The 18,870-nt window shown below is 62.9% G+C and carries 18 protein-coding genes and 1 tRNA gene; 9 read left to right on the top strand and 10 right to left on the bottom strand.

Going from position 1 to position 18,870, the window contains the following annotated elements; translation table 11 throughout:
• Positions 1-2: 2 nt before the first annotated feature.
• The 8 genes from DMR_RS09695 to DMR_RS09730 all read right to left on the bottom strand — a co-directional run bounded on the left by DMR_RS09695 (position 3) and on the right by DMR_RS09730 (position 9,170).
• The gene (locus DMR_RS09695) at positions 3-1,211 is read right to left on the bottom strand and encodes a tetratricopeptide repeat protein (protein WP_015860732.1); all 1,209 of its coding nucleotides are present in this window, start codon (positions 1,209-1,211) and stop codon (positions 3-5) included.
• A 162-nt stretch (positions 1,212-1,373) separates the two neighbouring features.
• Entirely contained in the window at positions 1,374-1,679 is a 306-nt protein-coding gene (locus tag DMR_RS09700) for a (2Fe-2S) ferredoxin domain-containing protein (protein WP_015860733.1), read from the bottom strand.
• Between the two features lie 135 nt (positions 1,680-1,814).
• On the bottom strand, positions 1,815-3,200 hold the full coding sequence (gene nifK / locus DMR_RS09705) for a nitrogenase molybdenum-iron protein subunit beta (protein WP_015860734.1): 1,386 nt from the start codon (positions 3,198-3,200) through the stop codon (positions 1,815-1,817).
• A gap of 32 nt (positions 3,201-3,232) precedes the next feature.
• Complete coding sequence (gene nifD, locus DMR_RS09710; RefSeq protein WP_015860735.1) at positions 3,233-4,852, bottom strand: nitrogenase molybdenum-iron protein alpha chain; 1,620 nt, start codon at positions 4,850-4,852, stop codon at positions 3,233-3,235.
• 51 nt (positions 4,853-4,903) lie between these two features.
• Complete coding sequence (locus DMR_RS09715) at positions 4,904-5,278, bottom strand: P-II family nitrogen regulator (protein ID WP_015860736.1); 375 nt, start codon at positions 5,276-5,278, stop codon at positions 4,904-4,906.
• Positions 5,279-5,289: 11 nt separating this feature from the next.
• Positions 5,290-5,619, bottom strand: a complete 330-nt coding sequence (locus tag DMR_RS09720; protein WP_006919643.1) for a P-II family nitrogen regulator — start codon at positions 5,617-5,619, stop codon at positions 5,290-5,292.
• A gap of 49 nt (positions 5,620-5,668) precedes the next feature.
• A complete protein-coding gene (gene nifH, locus DMR_RS09725) occupies positions 5,669-6,493 on the bottom strand; it encodes a nitrogenase iron protein (protein WP_015860737.1) in 825 nt (274 codons plus the stop codon).
• 535 nt (positions 6,494-7,028) lie between these two features.
• Entirely contained in the window at positions 7,029-9,170 is a 2,142-nt protein-coding gene (locus DMR_RS09730) for a Tex family protein (protein WP_015860738.1), read from the bottom strand.
• A gap of 296 nt (positions 9,171-9,466) precedes the next feature.
• On the opposite strand from DMR_RS09730, the gene DMR_RS09735 reads away from it, so the two are divergent.
• The 3 genes from DMR_RS09735 to DMR_RS09745 all read left to right on the top strand — a co-directional run bounded on the left by DMR_RS09735 (position 9,467) and on the right by DMR_RS09745 (position 12,658).
• Positions 9,467-10,564 (top strand): nicotinate phosphoribosyltransferase, encoded by a 1,098-nt coding sequence (locus DMR_RS09735; protein WP_043600424.1) that lies wholly within the window; start codon positions 9,467-9,469, stop codon positions 10,562-10,564.
• Positions 10,565-10,722: 158 nt separating this feature from the next.
• Positions 10,723-11,268 carry a cysteine hydrolase family protein gene (locus DMR_RS09740; RefSeq protein ID WP_043600425.1) on the top strand — a complete coding sequence of 182 codons (546 nt, stop codon included), beginning with the start codon at positions 10,723-10,725 and terminating at the stop codon, positions 11,266-11,268.
• A gap of 142 nt (positions 11,269-11,410) precedes the next feature.
• A complete protein-coding gene (locus tag DMR_RS09745) occupies positions 11,411-12,658 on the top strand; it encodes a hypothetical protein (RefSeq protein ID WP_015860741.1) in 1,248 nt (415 codons plus the stop codon).
• Between the two features lie 234 nt (positions 12,659-12,892).
• Here DMR_RS09745 and DMR_RS09750 read toward each other — a convergent pair.
• Positions 12,893-12,969, bottom strand: a tRNA-Arg gene (locus tag DMR_RS09750).
• Between the two features lie 149 nt (positions 12,970-13,118).
• A complete protein-coding gene (locus DMR_RS09755) occupies positions 13,119-14,615 on the bottom strand; it encodes a GGDEF domain-containing protein (protein ID WP_015860742.1) in 1,497 nt (498 codons plus the stop codon).
• Between the two features lie 181 nt (positions 14,616-14,796).
• Between DMR_RS09755 and DMR_RS09760 the strand changes: the two genes are divergently transcribed.
• The 6 genes from DMR_RS09760 to DMR_RS09785 all read left to right on the top strand — a co-directional run bounded on the left by DMR_RS09760 (position 14,797) and on the right by DMR_RS09785 (position 18,866).
• Positions 14,797-16,404: a glycosyltransferase family 4 protein gene (locus DMR_RS09760; RefSeq protein ID WP_327194902.1), complete on the top strand. Its 1,608-nt coding sequence runs from the start codon at positions 14,797-14,799 to the stop codon at positions 16,402-16,404.
• On the top strand, positions 16,401-17,231 hold the full coding sequence (rsmA, locus tag DMR_RS09765) for a 16S rRNA (adenine(1518)-N(6)/adenine(1519)-N(6))-dimethyltransferase RsmA (protein ID WP_015860744.1): 831 nt from the start codon (positions 16,401-16,403) through the stop codon (positions 17,229-17,231). Before DMR_RS09760 ends, rsmA begins: the two co-directional genes overlap by 4 nt.
• 205 nt (positions 17,232-17,436) lie before the next feature.
• Positions 17,437-17,709 (top strand): HU family DNA-binding protein, encoded by a 273-nt coding sequence (locus DMR_RS09770; protein ID WP_006918963.1) that lies wholly within the window; start codon positions 17,437-17,439, stop codon positions 17,707-17,709.
• A gap of 21 nt (positions 17,710-17,730) precedes the next feature.
• Entirely contained in the window at positions 17,731-17,913 is a 183-nt protein-coding gene (locus DMR_RS09775; protein WP_006918962.1) for a hypothetical protein, read from the top strand.
• Between the two features lie 306 nt (positions 17,914-18,219).
• Complete coding sequence (rpsU, locus tag DMR_RS09780) at positions 18,220-18,420, top strand: 30S ribosomal protein S21 (RefSeq protein ID WP_006918961.1); 201 nt, start codon at positions 18,220-18,222, stop codon at positions 18,418-18,420.
• Complete coding sequence (locus DMR_RS09785; RefSeq protein WP_015860745.1) at positions 18,420-18,866, top strand: GatB/YqeY domain-containing protein; 447 nt, start codon at positions 18,420-18,422, stop codon at positions 18,864-18,866. Before rpsU ends, DMR_RS09785 begins: the two co-directional genes overlap by 1 nt.
• Positions 18,867-18,870 lie beyond the last annotated feature (4 nt).

The raw sequence follows: 18,870 nt of genomic DNA on the forward strand, positions 1-18,870 counted from the left end.
TGTTAGTTTATGGTTTTGTCAAGGTTCATTTTGCGATTCATAATTTCAAGAATTTCCTGTCTTCTTTTTGAAGTTGGTTCAAAATCAGGAAATAGCTCAAGTACGGAGTTGCAAACAGCCAGGGCCTCGTCAAGTCGACCCAATTGTTTAAGGGCTCCAGCGCGGTTGTGTTGGGCAGGAATTAATTCAGGGTCGAGGCTCAACGCCATGTCGAGGGCGGCGAGAGCTTCTTCAGGCCGATTAAGTGAGTTGAGCGCAGCACCAAAGTTGTTCCAGGCATGCGGGCTTTTTGAGTTTATTTGTAATGCTTTTTCTAGAGCAAGCAAAGCTTCGTCGTATTGTCCATGCGTGCCAAGGATCACCCCTTTGCTGTACCATGCGCCAGCATCAGAGGGATTCAAGTTGAGGGCGATTTCGTAGGCTTGAAGAGCTTCGTCGTCGCGGTCGAGTTGTTTGAGTGCATCACCTTTTTTGGTCCAAGTAATGGCGACATCTGGATCGATATTTATCGCAACATCGTATGCTGTAAGGGCCTCGTCAAATCTGTCGAGCTTGTAGAGAGCTACGCCCTTTGCGTGCCAGGCCGCCGCGTAATCTGCGTCCAGGTTGGTCGCTTTTTCATGCGCGTCCAAAGCACTGCTGAAGTTTCCAAGAGCGGAAAGCGTCAAGCCTTTGTTGTTCCAGTACATAGGGTATTCTTCATCCAACAGTATGGCCATTTCACAAGAAGCTAGCGCCTCCTCGTAACGCTGGAGATGGAAAAGGACTAGTCCCCGATCGTTCCATGACCTGTCGTCGTCAGGTTTGAGTTCTAGAGATTTGTCGAAATATGTCAGTGCTTCGTTGAAATGTCCCATTTTCACGAGAGCATCTGCTTTTCCATACCAGAAGTCATTGTCTTGTGGAGTCAATCTCAAGCCTGTATCGAAAGCGGCCAAGGCATCTTTCGGTCGATTTGCCTTGACTAGATTTCTGCCGATATAGTACCATATGTCTGGATCGTTAGGAGTGATGACTGAAGCTGTTGTAAAGGCCGCTAACGAATCTTCGTACCGATTAAGCTTTCTGAGGACAAAGCCTTTGCTGAACAAGGCGTCAACATGATTTTTGTTTAATAGCAACGCTTGCTCATATGCAGCCAGCGCTTCTTCGTACTGTTCAATGCGTTCTAAGGATCTTCCTTTGCGATACCATTCTTCGGCGTTTTTCATGTCAGTGTCTACGGTTTCTTTGTCAAAAAATATTTTTTATCGTGTATTTAATTTGCGTTGATCTGACGTTTTGTCAAGCGCAAAAAAGCCGCCCCGCTGGGTCCGTGAACAGCGGGGCGGCTACCGTATGGGAGTCCAATCCAAGCGGTTGGCAAACCGGCTCTACGTGAACAGGTGGTCCTCGCAGGCTTCCCCGTTTTCCAGGGCGTCGAGAATCTCATCCACCTTGTCTTCGCTATCGATCTCTTTGTACCACCAGTTGTTGGGCATAACCACCACAACCGGTCCGTCTTCGCACTGCTTGAGGCAACCCGTGCTCACCACCCGGGCGTCGATGTCCCGGTCGAGGATGCCTTCTTCCATGTAGCCGAGCAGGTTGTGCGAGCCTTTTTTGTGGCAGATGCCCTTGGCCTCGCCCTTGACGCGAAAGCTCGCGCAGACGTTGATCAGGTATTGCGGCTTTTCCATGGTCCCTACGTCTCCCTCGTGTTGCGTCCCTTCACAATCCTCGTCACATGCCGTGGTCTGCTTTTTATGTCCCGGTGTGACGTCCTCGTGATCGCGGTTGTCGCGTCGCGAGGACATCACACCGGGGATCGGTCGTTACAGCTGGAGTTCGAAGCGGGTTTCGGGAGCGTCGCGGTCGAGCCGATCCAGGAGCGCTTCCAGGAACTTTTCCATCAGCCGCATGGCCCCGGAGTAGCCCACCGACGGGAAGTACTGGTGGCCGACGCGGTCAAGGATCGGGAAGCCGTGGCGCACCAGCGGGATGTCCTCGTCGCGGGCGACGTACTTGAGGTACGTGTTGCCGATGAGCAGATCGACGGGGTCGTTTTTGATCCACTGGTGGAGCAGGTACATGTCGGCTTCGCCGCCGCACTTGAACTTGCAGTCGTAAGGCACGTCCTTGAGCAGTTCGGTCATGCGCTCGTCGAAGTACTTACCGGCGGTGCCCGTGACCGTGTAGGCCGGGATCATGCCCAGGGTGATGCAGAATTCGACCAGAGCCAGCACCTGGTCGGGGTCGCCGGCCATGGCCACTTTCTTGCCGTAGAAGTACTGGCTGTAGTCGGAGAGCAGGTCCACGACCTGGCCGCGCTCGAAGTTGATGGAGTCGGGCACGGTCTTGCCGGAGAGCTTGCGCAGCAGATCGACGTAGCGGTCCGTGGCCTTAAGCCCGATGGGCAGGCCCATGACGTGGCCGGGCACCTTGAACTCGGCGTCCAGGAAGTTGACGCCGTCGGCGGTGGCCCAGCGGCCGAGGCCAATGGTGGCCTTGGCGTCGCCCATGCCGGCGATCTCGGCCGGGGTGGCTCCGGCGTTGGGGTACATTTCGTAATGGCCGGTCATGGGGCCGTTGAGCACGCCATTGGTGTCCGGGACCATGGTGATGTCGATGCCCATCATGTCGGCCAGGCGGCGCATCTCGGCCATGTCCGACGGCTCGCAAAAGCCGGGGATGATGTTGATCTTGCCGTTGGGCGTCCCGGTCTTTGTGACAAAGCCCTTGAGGATGCCCTTGACCATGTTGGCGTAGCCGGTGACATGGGTGCCGACGTAGCTCGGGGTGCTGGCGTAGACGATGTGCTTGCCGGCCGGCACCTTGCCGTCGTCCTTGGCCTTCTGGGAGATCTGCATCAGGTCGTCGCCGATGGTCTCCGAGAGGCAGGTGGTGTGGATGGCGATGACCTCGGGGTCATACAGGGTGAAGATGTTGTCGATGGCGGTGATGAGGTTGGACTGGCCGCCAAAGACCGAGGAACCTTCGGTGAAGGAGGAGGTGCCGGCCACGACCGGCTCCTTGTAGTGCCGGGTCAGGGCGGAGCGGTGGTAGGCGCAGCAGCCCTGGGAACCGTGGCTGTGGGGGAAACATCCCTTGACGCCAAGGGCCGCGTACATGGCCCCCACGGGCTGGCAGGTCTTGGCCGGGTTGACGGTGAGCGCCTTGCGTTCCTTGATCTCGCCGGTGGTGTGTCTTAAGAGAGCCATAATGCTTTCCTTTCTCGCAATCGCGTGCGTTGCTAGGCCACGTAGGTGGCTTCGAGCTCGGGACCGTCGGCCTGCCAGGGAGCCTTGATAAGGTTCCAGACCTTGGTGTTCACCATGCGGTCGATATCGCGGTACCAGTTGATGGCGCCGTTGAACCCGGCGTAGGGACCGCCCATGTCGTAGTTGTGCAGCTGCTTGAGCGGAATCCCCATCTTCTGGACGATGTACTTTTCCTTGATGCCGGCGCAGAAGATGTCGGGCTTGTAGATCTCCAGGAGCTTTTCCGTCTCGTAGTGGTTGATGTCGTCGATGACCATGGCGTCCTTGCCCATGCCGCCGATCATGCCCTCGTAGCCCTTGAAGTCCAGGCCCTGCTCGTTGAGCTTGGCCAGTTCCGCCTCGGTCTTGCGGGGCTTGAAGCGCTCGGGATCGGGATGGATTTCGAGCTCTTCGATGTTGCGCGAGTCGGCGTCGATCTTGATGGTCGGCAGCACGTGGCGGCCTTCGTAGTCATCGCGGTGGGCGAACTCGTAGCCCGCGCCCAGGATCTTCATGCCCAGTTCCTTGAACAGTTCCTGGTAGTGGTGGGCCCGGGAGCCGCCGACGAACAGCATGGCGGTCTTGCCGTCCGTGCGCGGCTTGATTTCGTCCACGACGGTTTTGACCTTTTCCAGCTCCTCGGCGATGACGGCCTCGGTGCGGTCGATGAGTTCCTGGTCCTCGAAGTAGGCGGCCATGCGGCGCAGGGACTTGGCCGAGGCTTCAGCCCCGATGAAGTTCACCTTGATCCAGGGGATGCCGTACTTGGTCTCCATCATTTCGGCCACGTAGTTGAGCGACCGGTGGCACATGACGGTGTTGAGGTCGGCGGCGTGGGCGATGCGGAAATCTTCCACGGTGGAGTTGCCGGAGAAGGTGGCGACCAGGGTGAAGCCGCACTTTTCCAGGATGCGCTCGATCTCGAAAGCGTCGCCGCCGATGTTGTACTCGCCGAGCATGTTGACCTTGAACTTGCCCTCGACTTCGACGTCTTTGGTGCCGATGACATGCTTCATGATCTGGTTGTTGGCGATGTGGTGGCCGGCGGACTGGGACACGCCCTTATAGCCTTCGCAGGAGTTGGCGAAGATGGTGATGCCCAGCTCTTCTTGCATGGTGCGGGCCACGGCGTGGATGTCATCGCCGATAAGACCGACCGGGCAAGTGGAGAAGATGGAAATGGCCTTGGGGTGGAAGTTGTCGTAGGCTTCCTGGATGGCCGCGCGCAGCTTCTTCTCGCCGCCGAACACGATGTCGTGCTCGGTCATGTCTGTGGAAAACGCGTAGGGGATGAAGTTCTCCCCGTCCGGACCGGCGTCGGTCTGGTTGCGGCGGGTGAGCCAGGAGTAGAAGCCGCAGCCGATGGGGCCGTGGGTCAGGTTGACGATGTCCCGGGAGGGGCCGAGAACGACGCCCTTGCAGCCGGCGTAGGTGCAGCCGCGCTGGGTGATGATGCCGGGGATGGTGCGGACGTTGGACTGAATTTCGGGAATCGGTTCGCCGACCTCGGTGCCCGGGAGGATGGACTTGGCCCGCTTGCGCGCGACCTTGGTGGGCATCTTGGCGATCAATTCCTTCTTGATCTCTTCGACATTGGTGGGCTTGGTGCTCATCTCGCTGCTACCTCATTGGTCTTGGGGTCCGGGAACGTCCGCCAAACCGGGCTAGACGATGGCCGCTTCGCCGGCTTCGCCGGTCCTGACCCGCACGGAATCGGAGACGGGCATAACGAAGATCTTGCCGTCGCCGGCCTGGCCGGTCTTGTTGACGCTGATAAGAGCGTCCACAGCTTCCTTGACCTGATCGTCGGGGACCACGATGGATATGATGCGCTTGGGGTACAGGCGGCCCTTGGTGCCCAGAAGCGCGATGGCTTCCTCGTTGCCGGCCGCGGCGCCGTCAAGCACCGCCTGGTTGACCAGACCCTTGCCGCGTCCGTAGCCCTCGCGGGCCACGAAGGCCGGGATGCCCGCGTCGGCCAAGGCCTTCTTGGTCTGGTTCATCTTATTCATGCGGATGACCGCCATAATCTCCTTCATGACGCGCCCCCTTAGGCTTCCTTGACGCCGGAGGAGATGGTGTACATCTCTTCCACCGGGCTCACGAAGATCTTGCCGTCGCCGAAGGCTCCCTTGGAACCGCTGCGGGCGCTCTCCATGATGGTTTTGATCACGAAGTCCTTGTCGCAGTCGGGCACGACGCAGATGAGCATGACCTTGGGGATCTCGTCGTACTGGATCTCGCCGATCTTGATGCCGCGCTGCTTGCCGCGACCGGCCACGTTGAACTTGGTGACGGCGGGGAACCCGGCATCCATCAGGGCGGACAGGACTTCATCGGTCTTCTCGGGGCGGACGATCGCTCTGACCATGGTCTGCATATGAAATACTCCTTGCGTGTGTGCGTTGTGTGTCGGGGCAGCGGCGCGACTAGTTGGCGATGCCGAAGTCGACGAGCAGCTTTTCGAGCTGGGCGATTTCCAGGGGCTTGGGAATGACCAGCATCTTGTTTTCGTCGATCTTTTTGGCCAGGGCCCGGTATTCGTCGGCCTGGGCGTGCTCGGGGGAGTAGTCGATGACCGTCTTGCGGTTGATTTCGGCGCGCTGCACCTGATTTTCGCGGGGCATGAAGTGGATCATCTGGGTGCCGATCTGGCGGCACAGCTCTTCGATCATTTCCTTTTCGAAATCGACCTTACGGCTGTTGCAGATGATGCCGCCCAGGCGCACGCCGCCGGTGTCGGCGTACTTCACGATGCCCTTGCAGATGTTGTTGGCGGCGTACATGGCCATCATTTCGCCGGAGCAGACGATGTAGATTTCCTCGGCCTTGCCGTCGCGGATGGGCATGGCGAAACCGCCGCACACGACGTCGCCGAGCACGTCGTAGAAGACGTAGTCGAGCTTCTTGTCTTCCTCGTAGGCGCCGAGCTGCTCCAAGAGGTTGATGGAGGTGATGATGCCGCGGCCGGCGCAGCCGACGCCGGGCTCGGGGCCGCCGGACTCGGTGCACATGGTGCCGCCGTAGCCTTCCTTGAGGATGTCATCGAGTTCGACGTCTTCGCCTTCCTCGCGCAGGGTGTCGAGAACGGTCTTCTGGGCCAGACCGTGCAGGAGCAGACGGGTGGAGTCGGCCTTCGGGTCGCAGCCGACCACCATGACCTTCTTGCCCATTTCCGCCAGCCCGGCGACGGTGTTCTGCGTGGTGGTGGACTTGCCGATGCCGCCCTTGCCGTAAATAGCGATCTTGCGCATTTTGTAATGCCTCCTGCTGCAAAGTTGGAATGTCTCTCTTTAGGCAAGAGTCATGCCAGTGTGTGCCAGGCGTGATACTTTTTCGATAACTTATCGATATAATTTAAGATAGCTGATTCACTCGAGCTTTGATTTGTCAACCGGAATTGGTTGCAAACATTTTTGTTGCGTTTGGCGCGACAAAAATGTTCGACATAAATGTCGCAAGCAAAATGTCCAGGGATGCAGGGGAGCGGTCACGAATGGCCGCTCAAGGAGGATGAGGAGCTATGCAGCGGGTGATTGCTTCTGTACTTCAGGGTGTTGCGCTGCGAGGCAGGCTCCAGGAAAGGAAGCCGCCTCGCAGGCGAAGAGGGAGAGGGGCAGGGTTGATTTGACGAATATGGAAATGCGCCGGGCGAAGAATCCAATGATCCTCAAGGCCCGACTGCAGAGTGCGACTTCCGCCGGGCAAGGGCCGCTCTCCAGGCCGGGCGGTCAGGCTTTGGGAGCGCCATGAACGTGCGCCGCCGGGCGGCGGCGCGGATCAGGCCCGTTATCCCGTGGTTGCTTGCGGCTCGGACTTCATGCTCAGGCTCAGCCGCCCCCGCTCCTTGTCGATGGCCAGCACCGTCACCATGACCTCCTGCCCGGCCGCCACCACCTTGGCCGGATCGACCACGTAGGCGTCGGCCAGATGGCTCACGTGCACAAGGCCGTCGCGGTGTACGCCCACATCCACGAACGCGCCAAAGGCCGTGACGTTGGTGACCCGGCCCGGCAGCCGCATCCCCGGACGCAGATCGGCCAGTTCGCTCACTCCCTCGGCAAAGGCGAAGGCCGAAAACGTGGGGCGTGGGTCGCGCCCGGGCTTGGCCAGTTCGGCCAGGATGTCGCGCAGGGTCTCCAGGCCCACGTCGCCGGCGACGTAGCGGGCCGGCTCGATGCCTTCCCGCAGGCTCGCCTTGGCGATGAGGTCGGTCACGGCGCAGCCCAGGTCCTTGGCCATGCGGCCGACCAGGGCGTAGCGCTCGGGATGCACGGCCGTGGCGTCCAGGGGCGGCCCGCCGCGAAGGCGCAAAAAACCGGCTGCCTGCTCGAAAGCCTTGGGACCAAGGCGCTTGACCTTGCGCAGTTCGGCCCGGGATCGGAAAGGGCCATTTTCCTTGCGGTGGGCCACGATGTTGGCGGCAAGGCTTGGCCCCAGGCCCGAGACGGCGGTGAGCAGCTCCACGCTGGCCGTGTTGAGATCCACGCCCACGGCGTTGACGCAGCTGGACACGACCTCGTCCAGGGCCTTCCTGAGGGCGGCCTGGTCCACGTCGTGCTGGTACTGGCCCACGCCAATGGATTTGGGGTCGATCTTGACCAGTTCGGCCAGGGGGTCCATGAGCCGGCGGCCGATGCTTACCGCGCCCCGCACGGTCAGGTCGAGGTCCGGGAATTCGTTGCGGGCCGTTTCCGAAGCCGAGTAGATCGACGCCCCAGCCTCGTTGACCAGGATCACCGGCACGCCCAAGCCCAGGTCGGCCACGAAGCGTTCGGTCTCGCGCCCGGCCGTGCCGTTGCCCACGGCGATGGCCTCGATGGCCTGGGCGGCGCACAGCTGGCGCAGGGTCTCGGCCGCCTGGTCGCGCTGGCGCTCGGAGCCGGTGGGGAAGATGGTCTCGTAGTGGAGTAGGTTGCCCTGGGCGTCCAGGACGGCCAGCTTGGCCCCGGTGCGAAACCCGGGGTCCAGGGCCAGCACCCGGGCCTGTCCCAGGGGCGCGGCCAGGAGCACTTGGCGCAGATTGGCCGCGAAGATGGCGATGGCCTCCCGGTCGGCCCGGTCCTTGAGGCTGGCGCGCAGTTCGTTTTCCAGCGACGGCCCAAGCAGGCGCTTGTAGGCGTCGGCGGCCGCCTCGGCCACCTGTTCGCTGTCCTTGCCCCGGCCCGTGACCACCAGGCGCGTGAGCTGGCGCAGGGCCTCGTCCTCGACCGGGCGCAGGGAAAGGGCCAAAAGCCCCTCGCGCTCGCCGCGAAACATGGCCAGGGCGCGGTGGCCGGCCACCGCGCGCACGGCTTCGTCGCGCTCGAAGAAATCCCGATAGTTGGCGGCGTCTGCTTCCTTGCCCTTGACCAGACGCGAGACGATGCGGCCGCGCTTGGCGAAAAGATCGCGCAGGACGGCCCGGTTGGCGGCGTCCTCGCTTATGGCCTCGGCCATGATGTCGCGCGCCCCGGCCAGGGCGGCGGCGACGTCGGCCACGTCCTTTTCGGGATTGACGAACCGGGCCGCCTCTTTTTCCGGGGGCACGCCGCGTTGGCGCATGAGCAGTTCGGCCAGGGGCTCCAGTCCCCGTTCCCGGGCCATGGCCGCCCGGGTGCGGCGCTTGGGGCGGTGGGGCAGGTAGAGGTCTTCCAGCCGGGCCATGTCCTGGGCGGCCTCGATGTCCCGGGCCAGGGCGTCGGTCAAGAGGTCGCGTTCGGTCAGGGATTCCAGGATGGCGGCCCGGCGTTTGTCCAGGTCGGCCAGTTGTTGGAGGCGGTCGCGCACGGCGGCCACGACCACCTCGTCCAGGGAGCCGGTGGCTTCCTTGCGGTAGCGGGCGATAAACGGAATCGTGGCCCCGTCGGCGAGCAGTCCGGCCACGGCCGCCACCTGGCGCGGGGCGACGGACAGTTCCTTGGCGATAAGGGCGGCGTGTTTTTCGGTCATGGGGAGCGCCTCCGGGCGCGACCCGCGCGGGTCTTGGTGTCGCGCCCTCTATAAAATACCATGGTATTTTTTAAAAATGAATGATTTTAAGTCTTTGTCCTCGAAAGAGCAGAAACGTTTTCGTGGACGCGACACGAGGCTTCAGGCCGTCGCCTCGGGAGGGCCGACATAACAGTCACCGGGCCTTGCGGGCAAGGGCAGGGCGGCTCAACGCCTTGACCTTCCCTTGGCAACACGGCGGACAGCTTGTAGTTTTACCCCACTTTCGCGGCAACGCGCCGCCCACGGAGCCGTCCATGCCCAATCTCCCCCCGCGCCACCAGCCCTACACCGACAAATACTTCCTGCGCTCGCGCCATATCCTGGAAAAAGAAGGCCTCAACCCGTGGATTACGGTGCAGGTCTTTTTTCGAAATGGTCCCGGGAAAATCGCCGGCGTTGGCGAGGCGGCCGCCGCGTTTTTGGCCTATTCGCCCTTGATGGAGCATGGCGGCCAGGTCTGGGCCCTGGCCGAGGGCGAGGCCTTTTCGCCCCTGGAGCCGGTGATGCGCATCGAAGGCCCCATTGGCGACGTCATCGAGCTGGAGACGTTCTACCTCGGCATCCTGACCGCCCGCACCAGCCTGGCAAACGACGTTCCCCGGCCCGATCCCCTGGCCGCAACCGCCAAGGCGGCGGCCCTACGCCAGATCTTGCCGGGCAAGGATCTCCTGTATTTCGGCGCCCGCCACTGGCACTGGTCCCTGGAAGAGGAACTCTGCCGGGCGGCCGTGGCCGGCGGTTTCGATTCCTGCGCCACCGACGCCGGCGCCCGGGCCGCCGGCCTGCCCGCCGGGGTCGGCACCATTCCCCACGCCCTGGTCCTGGCCTTCGCCCATCGCTTCGGCCCCAAGCGGGCCACCCGCGAAGCCGCCCTGGCCTTTGACCGCCACATCGAGCCGACCTGTCCGCGCATCGCCCTTGTCGACACCTTCAACAAGGAAATCGACGACGCCCTGGACACGGCCCGGGCGCTGGGGGAGCGCTTGTGGGGCGTGCGCCTGGACACCTCGGGCGAACTGATCGGCCAGGGCGGCGCGACCTTTGACGGCCGCCCCTACCTGACCGGCCCCGGCGTCACCGTGGCCGGCGTGCGGGCTGTGCGCCAGGCCCTGGATGCGGCCGGCTTTGCCCACGTCAACATCGTGCTGTCCAGCGGCTTTGGCGATCCGGCCAAGGCGGCCGCCTTTGCCGCCGACGAGGCGCGTCATGGCCGGCTGTTCGAGGCCGTGGGCGTGGGCGGCCTCTTTGACGCCTGGTACGCCACCGCCGACATCGTGCGCATCGAGGGCCAGCCCCTGGCCAAGGCCGGCCGGAGCTTGCGCGACAACCCCCGCCTGCGGCGCGTTGTGTGAGAGGTGTGGGAAGGAGGGGAAGAAAAAGAGGCCTCCCGCGGCTGGGGGCCTGAGGCCCCCAGACCCCCCATCTGCAGAAATGTTTAAAGGGTGTCGGCGTGGATTGGTTCTCTGGTCGGCTGAGTAGTATCGATAGGGTTGCTTCAAGGAGTCGGGCCATGGAAGATCTGTTGATCGTGGTGGATATGCTCAATGATTTCATCCACCCCGACGGGAAGCTCTACTTCCCCAAAGGTGCGGCCGTGGTCGAGGCGTGCGCGCGGCTGCGCCGGGCCTTCCGTGACGCCGGCTTGCCCGTGGTCCACGCCGCCGACGCCCATCCGGTCGATTCCCGGGAGTTCGCCGACTGGCCGCCCCATTGCCTGGCCGGGTCCTGGGGCGCGCGCGTCATCGACGAACTGGCTCCGGCAGCCGGCGAACTCGTGGCCCACAAGGACGCCATGAGCCTTTTCAGCCATGCCGCTGTGGACGGGCTCCTCCAGGGCCTTGGCGTGAAGCGGCTTTGGCTGTGCGGCGTGGCCACCGAATACTGCGTCCAGGCCTGCGCCCTGGATGCGGCGGCCCGGGACTACGGCGTGACGGTGGCCGTCGACGCCATAGCCGGCGTGGACATGATGCCCGGCGCGTCCCAGGCGGCCCTGGAGGCCATGGCCCGGGCCGGAGTCCGTTTGGTCTCCTGCGACGACGTGCTGTCCGCTTTTTAAACAGTGGACGTTGCCGCCCAAGCGAGATTAAGGACAAGCTGAAGTCCCTGCTCCCTCCGGCTCGGAAGCCTGACTTCTGGCCGGGCGTTCTGTTTGCATCGATCGTCCGACACGCCAGCAAGCCCAAAGCGGAGGGGTTCCCATGCCTAATAGAGCGTATCTTTGCCGAAAGCCGCCTGTTGCTTTTCCTGCAATTGGGCAACTCGTCCTGCGTTGCCTGCTGCTCGCCCTGGTCCTGGTTCTGGGCCTGGGGCAGACCGCCTGGACCGCCCAACCCGCCCCGGCCGCGAGCGCGGCCAGACAACCCCGCCAAAGCGCCTGGGAATTCGATCAGGTTGGGCTGAAAGGCGTGCTCTATCCGTCGCTCATGCTCTGCATGGCCAAGATGCAGGTGAATCCGCAGCAACAGGACGGCGAACTGGGCGACGCCAACGGTCTGCTCGGCATTTCGGTGGTCTCGCCACGCGCCGGGGCCAAGGCCGTGGTGGAGTTGACTTCCTCCTCGCCCCTGGTCCATCCTGGTCGGGTCGAGGTGGCCTTGCCGCAAAAAGGCAAGGTGTATCAGGTGTTTCCTTATGTATCCATGGACGAGGCCGTCGTGTTGCAGCGTCATGCCTCGCCTGCGACTCTGACGGCCAAGCTTTGGCTGGACGGCGTCCCCCAGGGGGAGCGTTCGGCTCAGGTCTCCATCGCTTCCATCAATGACTGCGTGTTCGGCTTGAAGGACGATGAGACGTATTATGGGACGCTTTGGCTCTTTGCCGCCTACGTCAACGAGAACCACCCGGCCGTGCAGCAGATTTTGCAAGAGGCCCTGACCTCTCGGGAGGTGGCCGCTTTTAACGGCTACCAATCCGATCCGGCCGGCGTGCGCAAGCAGGTCAAGGCCGTCTGGCAGGTGTTGCGACGGCGCGGCATCCGCTATTCGAACATCGAAAAAGCGTCCGTGAAGCTTGATGACGTCGCGGTGCAGCATGTGCGGTTTGTCAGCGACGCCTTGTTGTCGCGGCAGGCCAATTGCGTGGAAGGCAGCTGCCTGCTGGCCTCGATTTTCACGAAAATCGGCCTGGAGACATGGCTTGTGGCCTTGCCCGAGCATATGCTCGTGGCCGTTGCCCTGGACCCGCAAGGCAAGCAGATGCTGTATCTAGAAACAACGCTACTGAGTGAATCGACTTTCGAGGACGCGGCCAAGGCCGGCCAGCTCCAGATGGATGAGGTCTACGCCAAGGCGCGCAAGGCCGAGGCCCGCAAAAAAGCCGGCAAGGCCGGCGACGAGGAGGACGCCCAAGAGCCGTACCTGATTTCCATAAGCGAGGTCCGCAAGCGTGGCATCCTGCCGATTCCCGACACCGAGGAAGCCAGGAAACGGTTTTTTCTGACGAAATAGCCGATTGAAACCATCGTAACCAGTCATTGCGTTGTGAAATGCCTGGAATTCGCTCCCTGCGAGGGCCGCTTTGGAGTTTTTGGCTGTCGCCGGCAGTCTCCCTTACGGACAGCCGTGGTCCGCAGTGGATGGATGTTGCGAACAAAAAGAGCTTCACTGGCGGGCTAATGCCGTTGCCGCTTTGTTGCCGCAACGAAGAAGGGGTCGCGACTTACATCGTAACCCCTTGAAATATGGTGGGCAATACAGGATTCGAACCTGTGGCCTTTGGCTCCGGAGGCCAACGCTCTATCCAACTGAGCTAATTGCCCAAGGAAGGAAGCTTTTACGCGCCGGCCCAGCGGATGTCAACAAGGAAATCTTGCTGTCCTATTCCGGTTTGGGGAGGGGATAAAGCCCGGCTCCAGCAGCATGGTGTCCTGGGCGTGTCTTCCAGCCACCTTCCCGGCTTTGGTCCGGACTAACCGGCCTGGACCGCGCTCAAGGCGTCCACGCTGCGGGTCACCGGTCCAAGGGACGTACAGACCTGGTTCCTGCCCAGGTGCTTGGCTTGGTAAAGCGCCTTGTCCGCTTTTTCCAGCAGATCCTTGCGCCGGGTCAAGGCGCCGGGCTGCAAGGCCGAGACGCCGATGGACACGGTGATGGAAAAGTCCTCGCCGTCATGGACGAAACGCGCTTCGGCAATGGCGCCTCGCAGCCGCTCGGCCAGGATTCGCGCCTGTTCCTCGGCCGTCTGGGGCAGAATAACCACGAATTCCTCGCCGCCGTAGCGGGCCGTGAAATCCGTGCTACGAAGGGTTTCCGACAGGATGCTCCCCACCTCGCGCAGCACGTGGTCGCCGACCAGGTGGCCGTAGCGGTCGTTTATGCCCTTGAAATGGTCGATGTCGACCATAAGCAGGCTCATGGCATGGCGGTAGCGCTGGTGGCGGCGCAATTCGTCGATGAGGCGTTCATCAAAGGCCCGACGGTTGTGGATGCGGGTGAGGCCGTCGTGGTCGGCCCGGATCTTGACCTGATTGAAGAGGGCAGCGTTTTTCAGCGCCAGAGCCAAATGGTTGATGGAAGCGTAGAGGGCCTGGACCTGATCCTTGCCCAGGGCGCGGCCTTTGGCTCGGTAGAGCACGAGCAGGCCAAACATCTGGCCGCCGGCCCGAAGCGGCAAGGTGATGAGATCTTCAGGGGCGGTCGGGACGCCGACCGACTCGTGGTCGGCTCCGCCGTCGAGGAAGCTGGCCTTGTAGCTGTGCATGGGCTTGCCGGCGAGCTTGGCGGCCTGACGCAGCAACTGCTCGGTCCAGTGGCGTTCGGCCGTTTGGTCCATGTCGGGTTCCAGGAACAGTTCGGCTTCAAGATTCCCGCCTTCGCCGGTCTGCCACAGCGCGCCCATGAGCGCCTGCAGGGGCAGAAGCAGCTCAAGATCCTCCCGAGCGTTGTCCAGGATCACGATGGGGTCCAGGGACTCGCTGGCCCGGGTGAGAATGCGGTTGAGAAACAGCACAAGATCGGTCTTTCGGGCCAGAAGCTCGCGCTCCAGCATGATCTCGCGGGTCATGCGGAAAATGTCGTCGTACAGGCTCTTGACTTCCTTGGCCCGGAAGATGACGTCGCGGATCTTTTTGTCGGTCAGCGGCTCGGACACGGCGGACAAAAAGCCGTTTTCCAACACGTCCTCGAATTCGGCCACGGACTGGGTGGCCCCGAGCACCAACACCCGTTGGGGGGTCTCCCATTCCTCAATGATCTTCTGGGTATCAAGGGGCAGGGCGTCCCAGGCTTCCTTGACCACAAAGACGACAAGGGGCGCGGCCCGAGCGATGTCCCTGGCGCCGGGATGGCTGCCCATGGGCCAGTTGCGCAGCACGTAACCGGCTCCAAGCGCCGAACTCACGGCCGTCGCGGCCTCTTCGCCAAGTCCGATGCCCCACACATGTTCGGGGCGGATTCCGCGCGTCATGGCTGCCTCCTTGGGTCAGGGCCGGCACAATATGCCTGCCCGACACGCTCTTTGCAAAAGACAGTCCAAACAGTAATAGGCTGCGCCGTTTGACAACCGGCCCAGGCTGTGGCTCCCTGGCTCCATGCACCCCCCCCGTATCTTCGCTACGTTGGACCCGTTTATCGAAGGGGCCGACATCATGGGCAGAAAGGTGGCCAACGCGGCCTTTCTCGATGCCCTGGCCCGGCGCGATCCCTTTGACGCCTACCACTTTTTCATGCCCTCCGAGCGCGAGCGCCAGCGCCAGGAAGGTCTGCTCGCCGCCCGTTATCCGGCCCTGGCCGGGCGCGGCGCGTTCAAAGTTCTGACGCGTCAGGAGCTGCCGGCCGCCCTGGGAACCACGGACTACGCGGTCTTTCACCTCTCGGATTGCCTCACTGCCCAGGCCCGTCTGGCCGCTGCCCGGAACGCTCTCTCTCGAGTGATCTTTCCCATCACCGGCGGCATCCATTCCCTAAGCTACGCCCACTATCAGCGCGATTTTCTGGCCCATCTCGCGCCCGCGACCACCCGGCGCGACGCCATCGTGTGCACCTCGAAGGCCGGCCGGGAAGCCGTGACGGCTCTGTTTAAGGCCTTGCGCCGGGGCTACGGTCTCTCGCCCGAGGCTTATCCCGCGCCCGAACTGGCCTTGATCCCCCTGGGCGTGGAGCCCGACGACTGGCGGCGTCTTGACGGCCAGGAACGCGCGGAGGCCCGGGCCGCCTGGGGCATCGCCCCCCAGGGCACGGTGCTCCTCATGTTCGGACGGGTTTCCCACAGCTCCAAGATGGACCTGCTCCCGCTTTTTCGGGCCGTGCAGCGTCTCATGGCTTCCGGCCTGGATGTCTCGAACCTGATGCTGGTGGTGGCCGGCTGGACCGATGACGACGATCCGTTTTTGGGGACCCTGGCCGCCTTGGCCGCCAACGTGGGCCTGCGCCTGGTTCTGGTGCGCCGGCCGGACGAGGCGGCCAAGCGGCAACTGTTCGGCCTGGCCGACGCGTTTGTCTCCCTGGCCGACAATCCCCAGGAAACCTTTGGCCTCACGCTCCTGGAGGCCATGGCCGCCTGCCTGCCGGTGGTCGCCTCGGACTACGACGGCTACCGCGACATCGTTGCGCCGGGGCGCACCGGCTGGCTGTTGCCGACGCTGGGGCTGCCCCGGTCCCCGGCGCGCGATGTGCTGGCTCCGCTGTGCTACGACAACCATACCCATCTGCGCCTGGCCCAGGCTACGGCCGTGTCCGTGCCGGCCCTGGCCGAAGCGCTGGCCACTGTCCTTGGCGATCCCGATAAGGCCCGGGGCCTGGGTGAGGCCGGGCGCGAGCGGGCCGTGGCGCAATTCACCTGGGACGCCTGCGTTGGCCGCCATCTGGAGCTCTGGAAACGCCTGGCCGCGCAGCCCGTGCCGGATCGGGACCAGTTGGCCGCCACGCCCCATCCCTGGACCCTGGCCTACGACGAGGTCTTTGCTGGTTATCCCTCGGGCAGGCTTGGCGACGACCTGCGGCTGGTCTGGACCCGGGCCGGCCAGGCGGTCTACCACCGCCAGGATTTTCCGGTGATCTACGCCGAGCTGTCCCGGGAGGTGCGGCCCGAGGCTCTGCGGGTGCTGGTCTTTCTGGCCCGGGGCGGCTGTCCGGGCCTGACCCTGGCCAGACGTCTGGCTGCGGCCGTGCCGGGACTCGACGAAGCCGCCGCCGTCTGGCATGTGCTGTGGGCGCTCAAGCAAGATTTGCTCGAAGTGCAAAAGGAGCCGGCATGACGCGCCCCATGGGCCATGACACGACAGAGCGGGGCGATGGGTTCGCCCCGGCCAAACGCAGCCTGGGCCAGAATTTTCTGGTCGATCCCAACGTTTCCGCCAAGATCGTGGCCCAGTTGCGGATCGGGCCTGAAGACACGGTCATCGAGATTGGCCCTGGGCGGGGAGCCCTTTCGGGTCATATCCTGGCCGCCGGGCCGCGCGCCTATCTGGCCCTGGAAAAGGATCGGGAACTGGCCGCCCGGCTGCCGCGCGAGCATCCCGGGGCCCATCCGGCCCTGGTCGATGCCTTGCGCCTGGACTGGTCGCGCCTTGACGCCTTGGACGGCGCCAAGCTGGTGGGCAATCTTCCCTATAATATCGCTTCGCCGCTGTTGTGGGATATCTGCTCCCAGGCCTCGCGCTTTGCCGTGGGGGTCTTCATGGTGCAGCACGAGGTGGCCCTTCGCCTGTGCGCCGCTCCGGGCGGCAGGCAGTACGGGGCGCTGACCGCCTGGACGTCGTCGTTTGCCCGGTTCGATTATTGTTTCAAGGTGTCGCCCGGGGTGTTTCGGCCCCAGCCCAAGGTGGATTCGGCGGTGGTGGCCGTGACTCCCCGGGCGAGCAAGGAACGGCCCGAGGACCCGGCCGGCCTGGCGACCTTGCTCAAGCGGCTTTTTTCCATGCGCCGCAAGCAGTTGGCCGGCATCTTGAAGCCCCACTGGGACGAGGCCCTGGCCCAGGCATGCGCCGGGCACGGCATCGAGGGGCGCGTTCGGCCCGAAACCTTGACGCCAGGCCAGTTCCAGCAGCTGGCCAAATTGCTGAAAACGCGCTTGCCCTCTTGACTTTGGGGCTGAAATCGATTTTGGTTTGCCCACTCACGTGCGTCGCGTCAGGCCGGAAACGGCGACGCAGGGGCAGGAGGGCCGTCCTTGCCGCGGGGAGGCGAGGGGGGGCGTCCCTGTTGATGTTGACGGAACGCGCCGGAGTGATTTGCGAGCATAGCGCCGCCGCCAGGCCGGAGGCGATCAACCGAGGAGGAGAGGACTGATGACCAAGGCTGATCTGGTAGGAAAAATTGCCGAAAAGACAGGGCTGACCAAAGCCAACGCCGAACGCGCCCTCAACGCCTTTATCGAGGCGATCGAGGAAACGCTGGTTGGCGAAGGCAAGATCACGCTGACGGGGTTTGGCACCTTCATGGTGGACGAGCGCAAGGCCCGCACCGGCCGCAATCCCCGCACCGGCGCCGAGATCAATATCCCGGCTTCCAAAGTCGTCAAATTTCGGCCGGGCAAATTGCTCAAGGACGCTATTCAATAACCAATCGCGGGAGAAGCTCACATGTTACACGGCGAAACCGTCCACAGCCCCCTGCCGCAGGACCTCCCCTGGTGGCAGCCCGATCATTTCGTGTTTTTCAGCGTGCTCTACTTGGTGCTCTTCATCATCGCCTCGGGCATGGGCTATTGCATCTTCAAAGCCTACCAGGACACCAAGAACGCCCCGGCTCACGGCCACCACTAAGTCTTTTCCCGGCCTCGGGATCGCGCCGCCGCCCGGCTTGCCGCCGGGCGGTTTTGTTTGGCGTGTGGGGGCCTGCGCCTTTGCCGGGCGCTGAACCTGTCGGGGACGGGGATGTCGGCGCTTTTATGGGAAAACGCTTGGCGCTTTTCCAGACCAGGGCAGGCCTCATCCGGCAGGGGAGGCGGCGGTTGAACGACGGGATCTTTTTTGACAAGACGTGGATTGCCTCCCTTGACAGGGAGGAGTGCGTCGGGTAAATGACCCTGCTTTACCGCGAGGGAATTTTTCAAAGAGGGGGTGATGTGAATGCCCGGTGTCTACCTTGAGGAGTCCGACAACTTTGACGTGGCCCTGCGCCGCTTCAAGAAGCAGGTCGAAAAATCCGGGATTCTCTCCGAGCTGAAGAAACGTCAGCACTTTGAGAAACCCAGCGTCATGCGCAAGAAGAAGAAGGCCGCCGCTCGCAAGCGGTTGCTCAAGAAAATGCGCAAAATCAACATGATGTAATGAATCTCATAGCCCGTATCGAATCCGACTACCTGGCTTCCATGAAGGCCAGGGACGAGTTGACCCTCGGTGTCTTGCGGATGCTTAAGTCAGCCGCGAAAAACCGTCAGGTCGAACTGCGACGCCCTTTGACCGAGGACGAGTATTGCGACGTCCTGGCCAAGCAGGCCAAGCAGCGCCGGGAGTCCATCGAACAGTTCGCCAAGGCGAACCGGGCTGATCTTGTCGAAAAAGAGGAGCGGGAGCTGGGCGTTTTGCTCGCCTATCTTCCCGCTCCCTTGACCGACGACGAGCTTGCCGCCGCCGTCAACGCCGCCGTGACCGACCTTGCCGCCGCCTCCATGAAGGACATGGGGAAGGTCGTGCAGGCGGTGCTGGCCGCTCACAAGGGGCGGGTCGACGGCAAGCGGGTCAGCGACGCCGTCAAGGCGCGCCTCGCTTCCTGACCTC

This window comes from Solidesulfovibrio magneticus RS-1 (assembly GCF_000010665.1).
In the GTDB taxonomy this organism is placed as follows: Bacteria; Desulfobacterota; Desulfovibrionia; order Desulfovibrionales; family Desulfovibrionaceae; genus Solidesulfovibrio; species Solidesulfovibrio magneticus.

Coding starts and splice junctions, on each gene's coding strand:
- DMR_RS09695 (WP_015860732.1), bottom strand. CDS start 1,211: ATGAAAAACGCCGAAGAATGGTATCGCAAAGGAAGATCCTTAGAACGC.
- DMR_RS09700 (WP_015860733.1), bottom strand. CDS start 1,679: ATGGAAAAGCCGCAATACCTGATCAACGTCTGCGCGAGCTTTCGCGTC.
- nifK (WP_015860734.1), bottom strand. CDS start 3,200: ATGGCTCTCTTAAGACACACCACCGGCGAGATCAAGGAACGCAAGGCG.
- nifD (WP_015860735.1), bottom strand. CDS start 4,852: ATGAGCACCAAGCCCACCAATGTCGAAGAGATCAAGAAGGAATTGATC.
- DMR_RS09715 (WP_015860736.1), bottom strand. CDS start 5,278: ATGAAGGAGATTATGGCGGTCATCCGCATGAATAAGATGAACCAGACC.
- DMR_RS09720 (WP_006919643.1), bottom strand. CDS start 5,619: ATGCAGACCATGGTCAGAGCGATCGTCCGCCCCGAGAAGACCGATGAA.
- nifH (WP_015860737.1), bottom strand. CDS start 6,493: ATGCGCAAGATCGCTATTTACGGCAAGGGCGGCATCGGCAAGTCCACC.
- DMR_RS09730 (WP_015860738.1), bottom strand. CDS start 9,170: ATGACCGAAAAACACGCCGCCCTTATCGCCAAGGAACTGTCCGTCGCC.
- DMR_RS09735 (WP_043600424.1), top strand. CDS start 9,467: ATGCCCAATCTCCCCCCGCGCCACCAGCCCTACACCGACAAATACTTC.
- DMR_RS09740 (WP_043600425.1), top strand. CDS start 10,723: ATGGAAGATCTGTTGATCGTGGTGGATATGCTCAATGATTTCATCCAC.
- DMR_RS09745 (WP_015860741.1), top strand. CDS start 11,411: ATGCCTAATAGAGCGTATCTTTGCCGAAAGCCGCCTGTTGCTTTTCCT.
- DMR_RS09755 (WP_015860742.1), bottom strand. CDS start 14,615: ATGACGCGCGGAATCCGCCCCGAACATGTGTGGGGCATCGGACTTGGC.
- DMR_RS09760 (WP_327194902.1), top strand. CDS start 14,797: ATGGGCAGAAAGGTGGCCAACGCGGCCTTTCTCGATGCCCTGGCCCGG.
- rsmA (WP_015860744.1), top strand. CDS start 16,401: ATGACGCGCCCCATGGGCCATGACACGACAGAGCGGGGCGATGGGTTC.
- DMR_RS09770 (WP_006918963.1), top strand. CDS start 17,437: ATGACCAAGGCTGATCTGGTAGGAAAAATTGCCGAAAAGACAGGGCTG.
- DMR_RS09775 (WP_006918962.1), top strand. CDS start 17,731: ATGTTACACGGCGAAACCGTCCACAGCCCCCTGCCGCAGGACCTCCCC.
- rpsU (WP_006918961.1), top strand. CDS start 18,220: ATGCCCGGTGTCTACCTTGAGGAGTCCGACAACTTTGACGTGGCCCTG.
- DMR_RS09785 (WP_015860745.1), top strand. CDS start 18,420: ATGAATCTCATAGCCCGTATCGAATCCGACTACCTGGCTTCCATGAAG.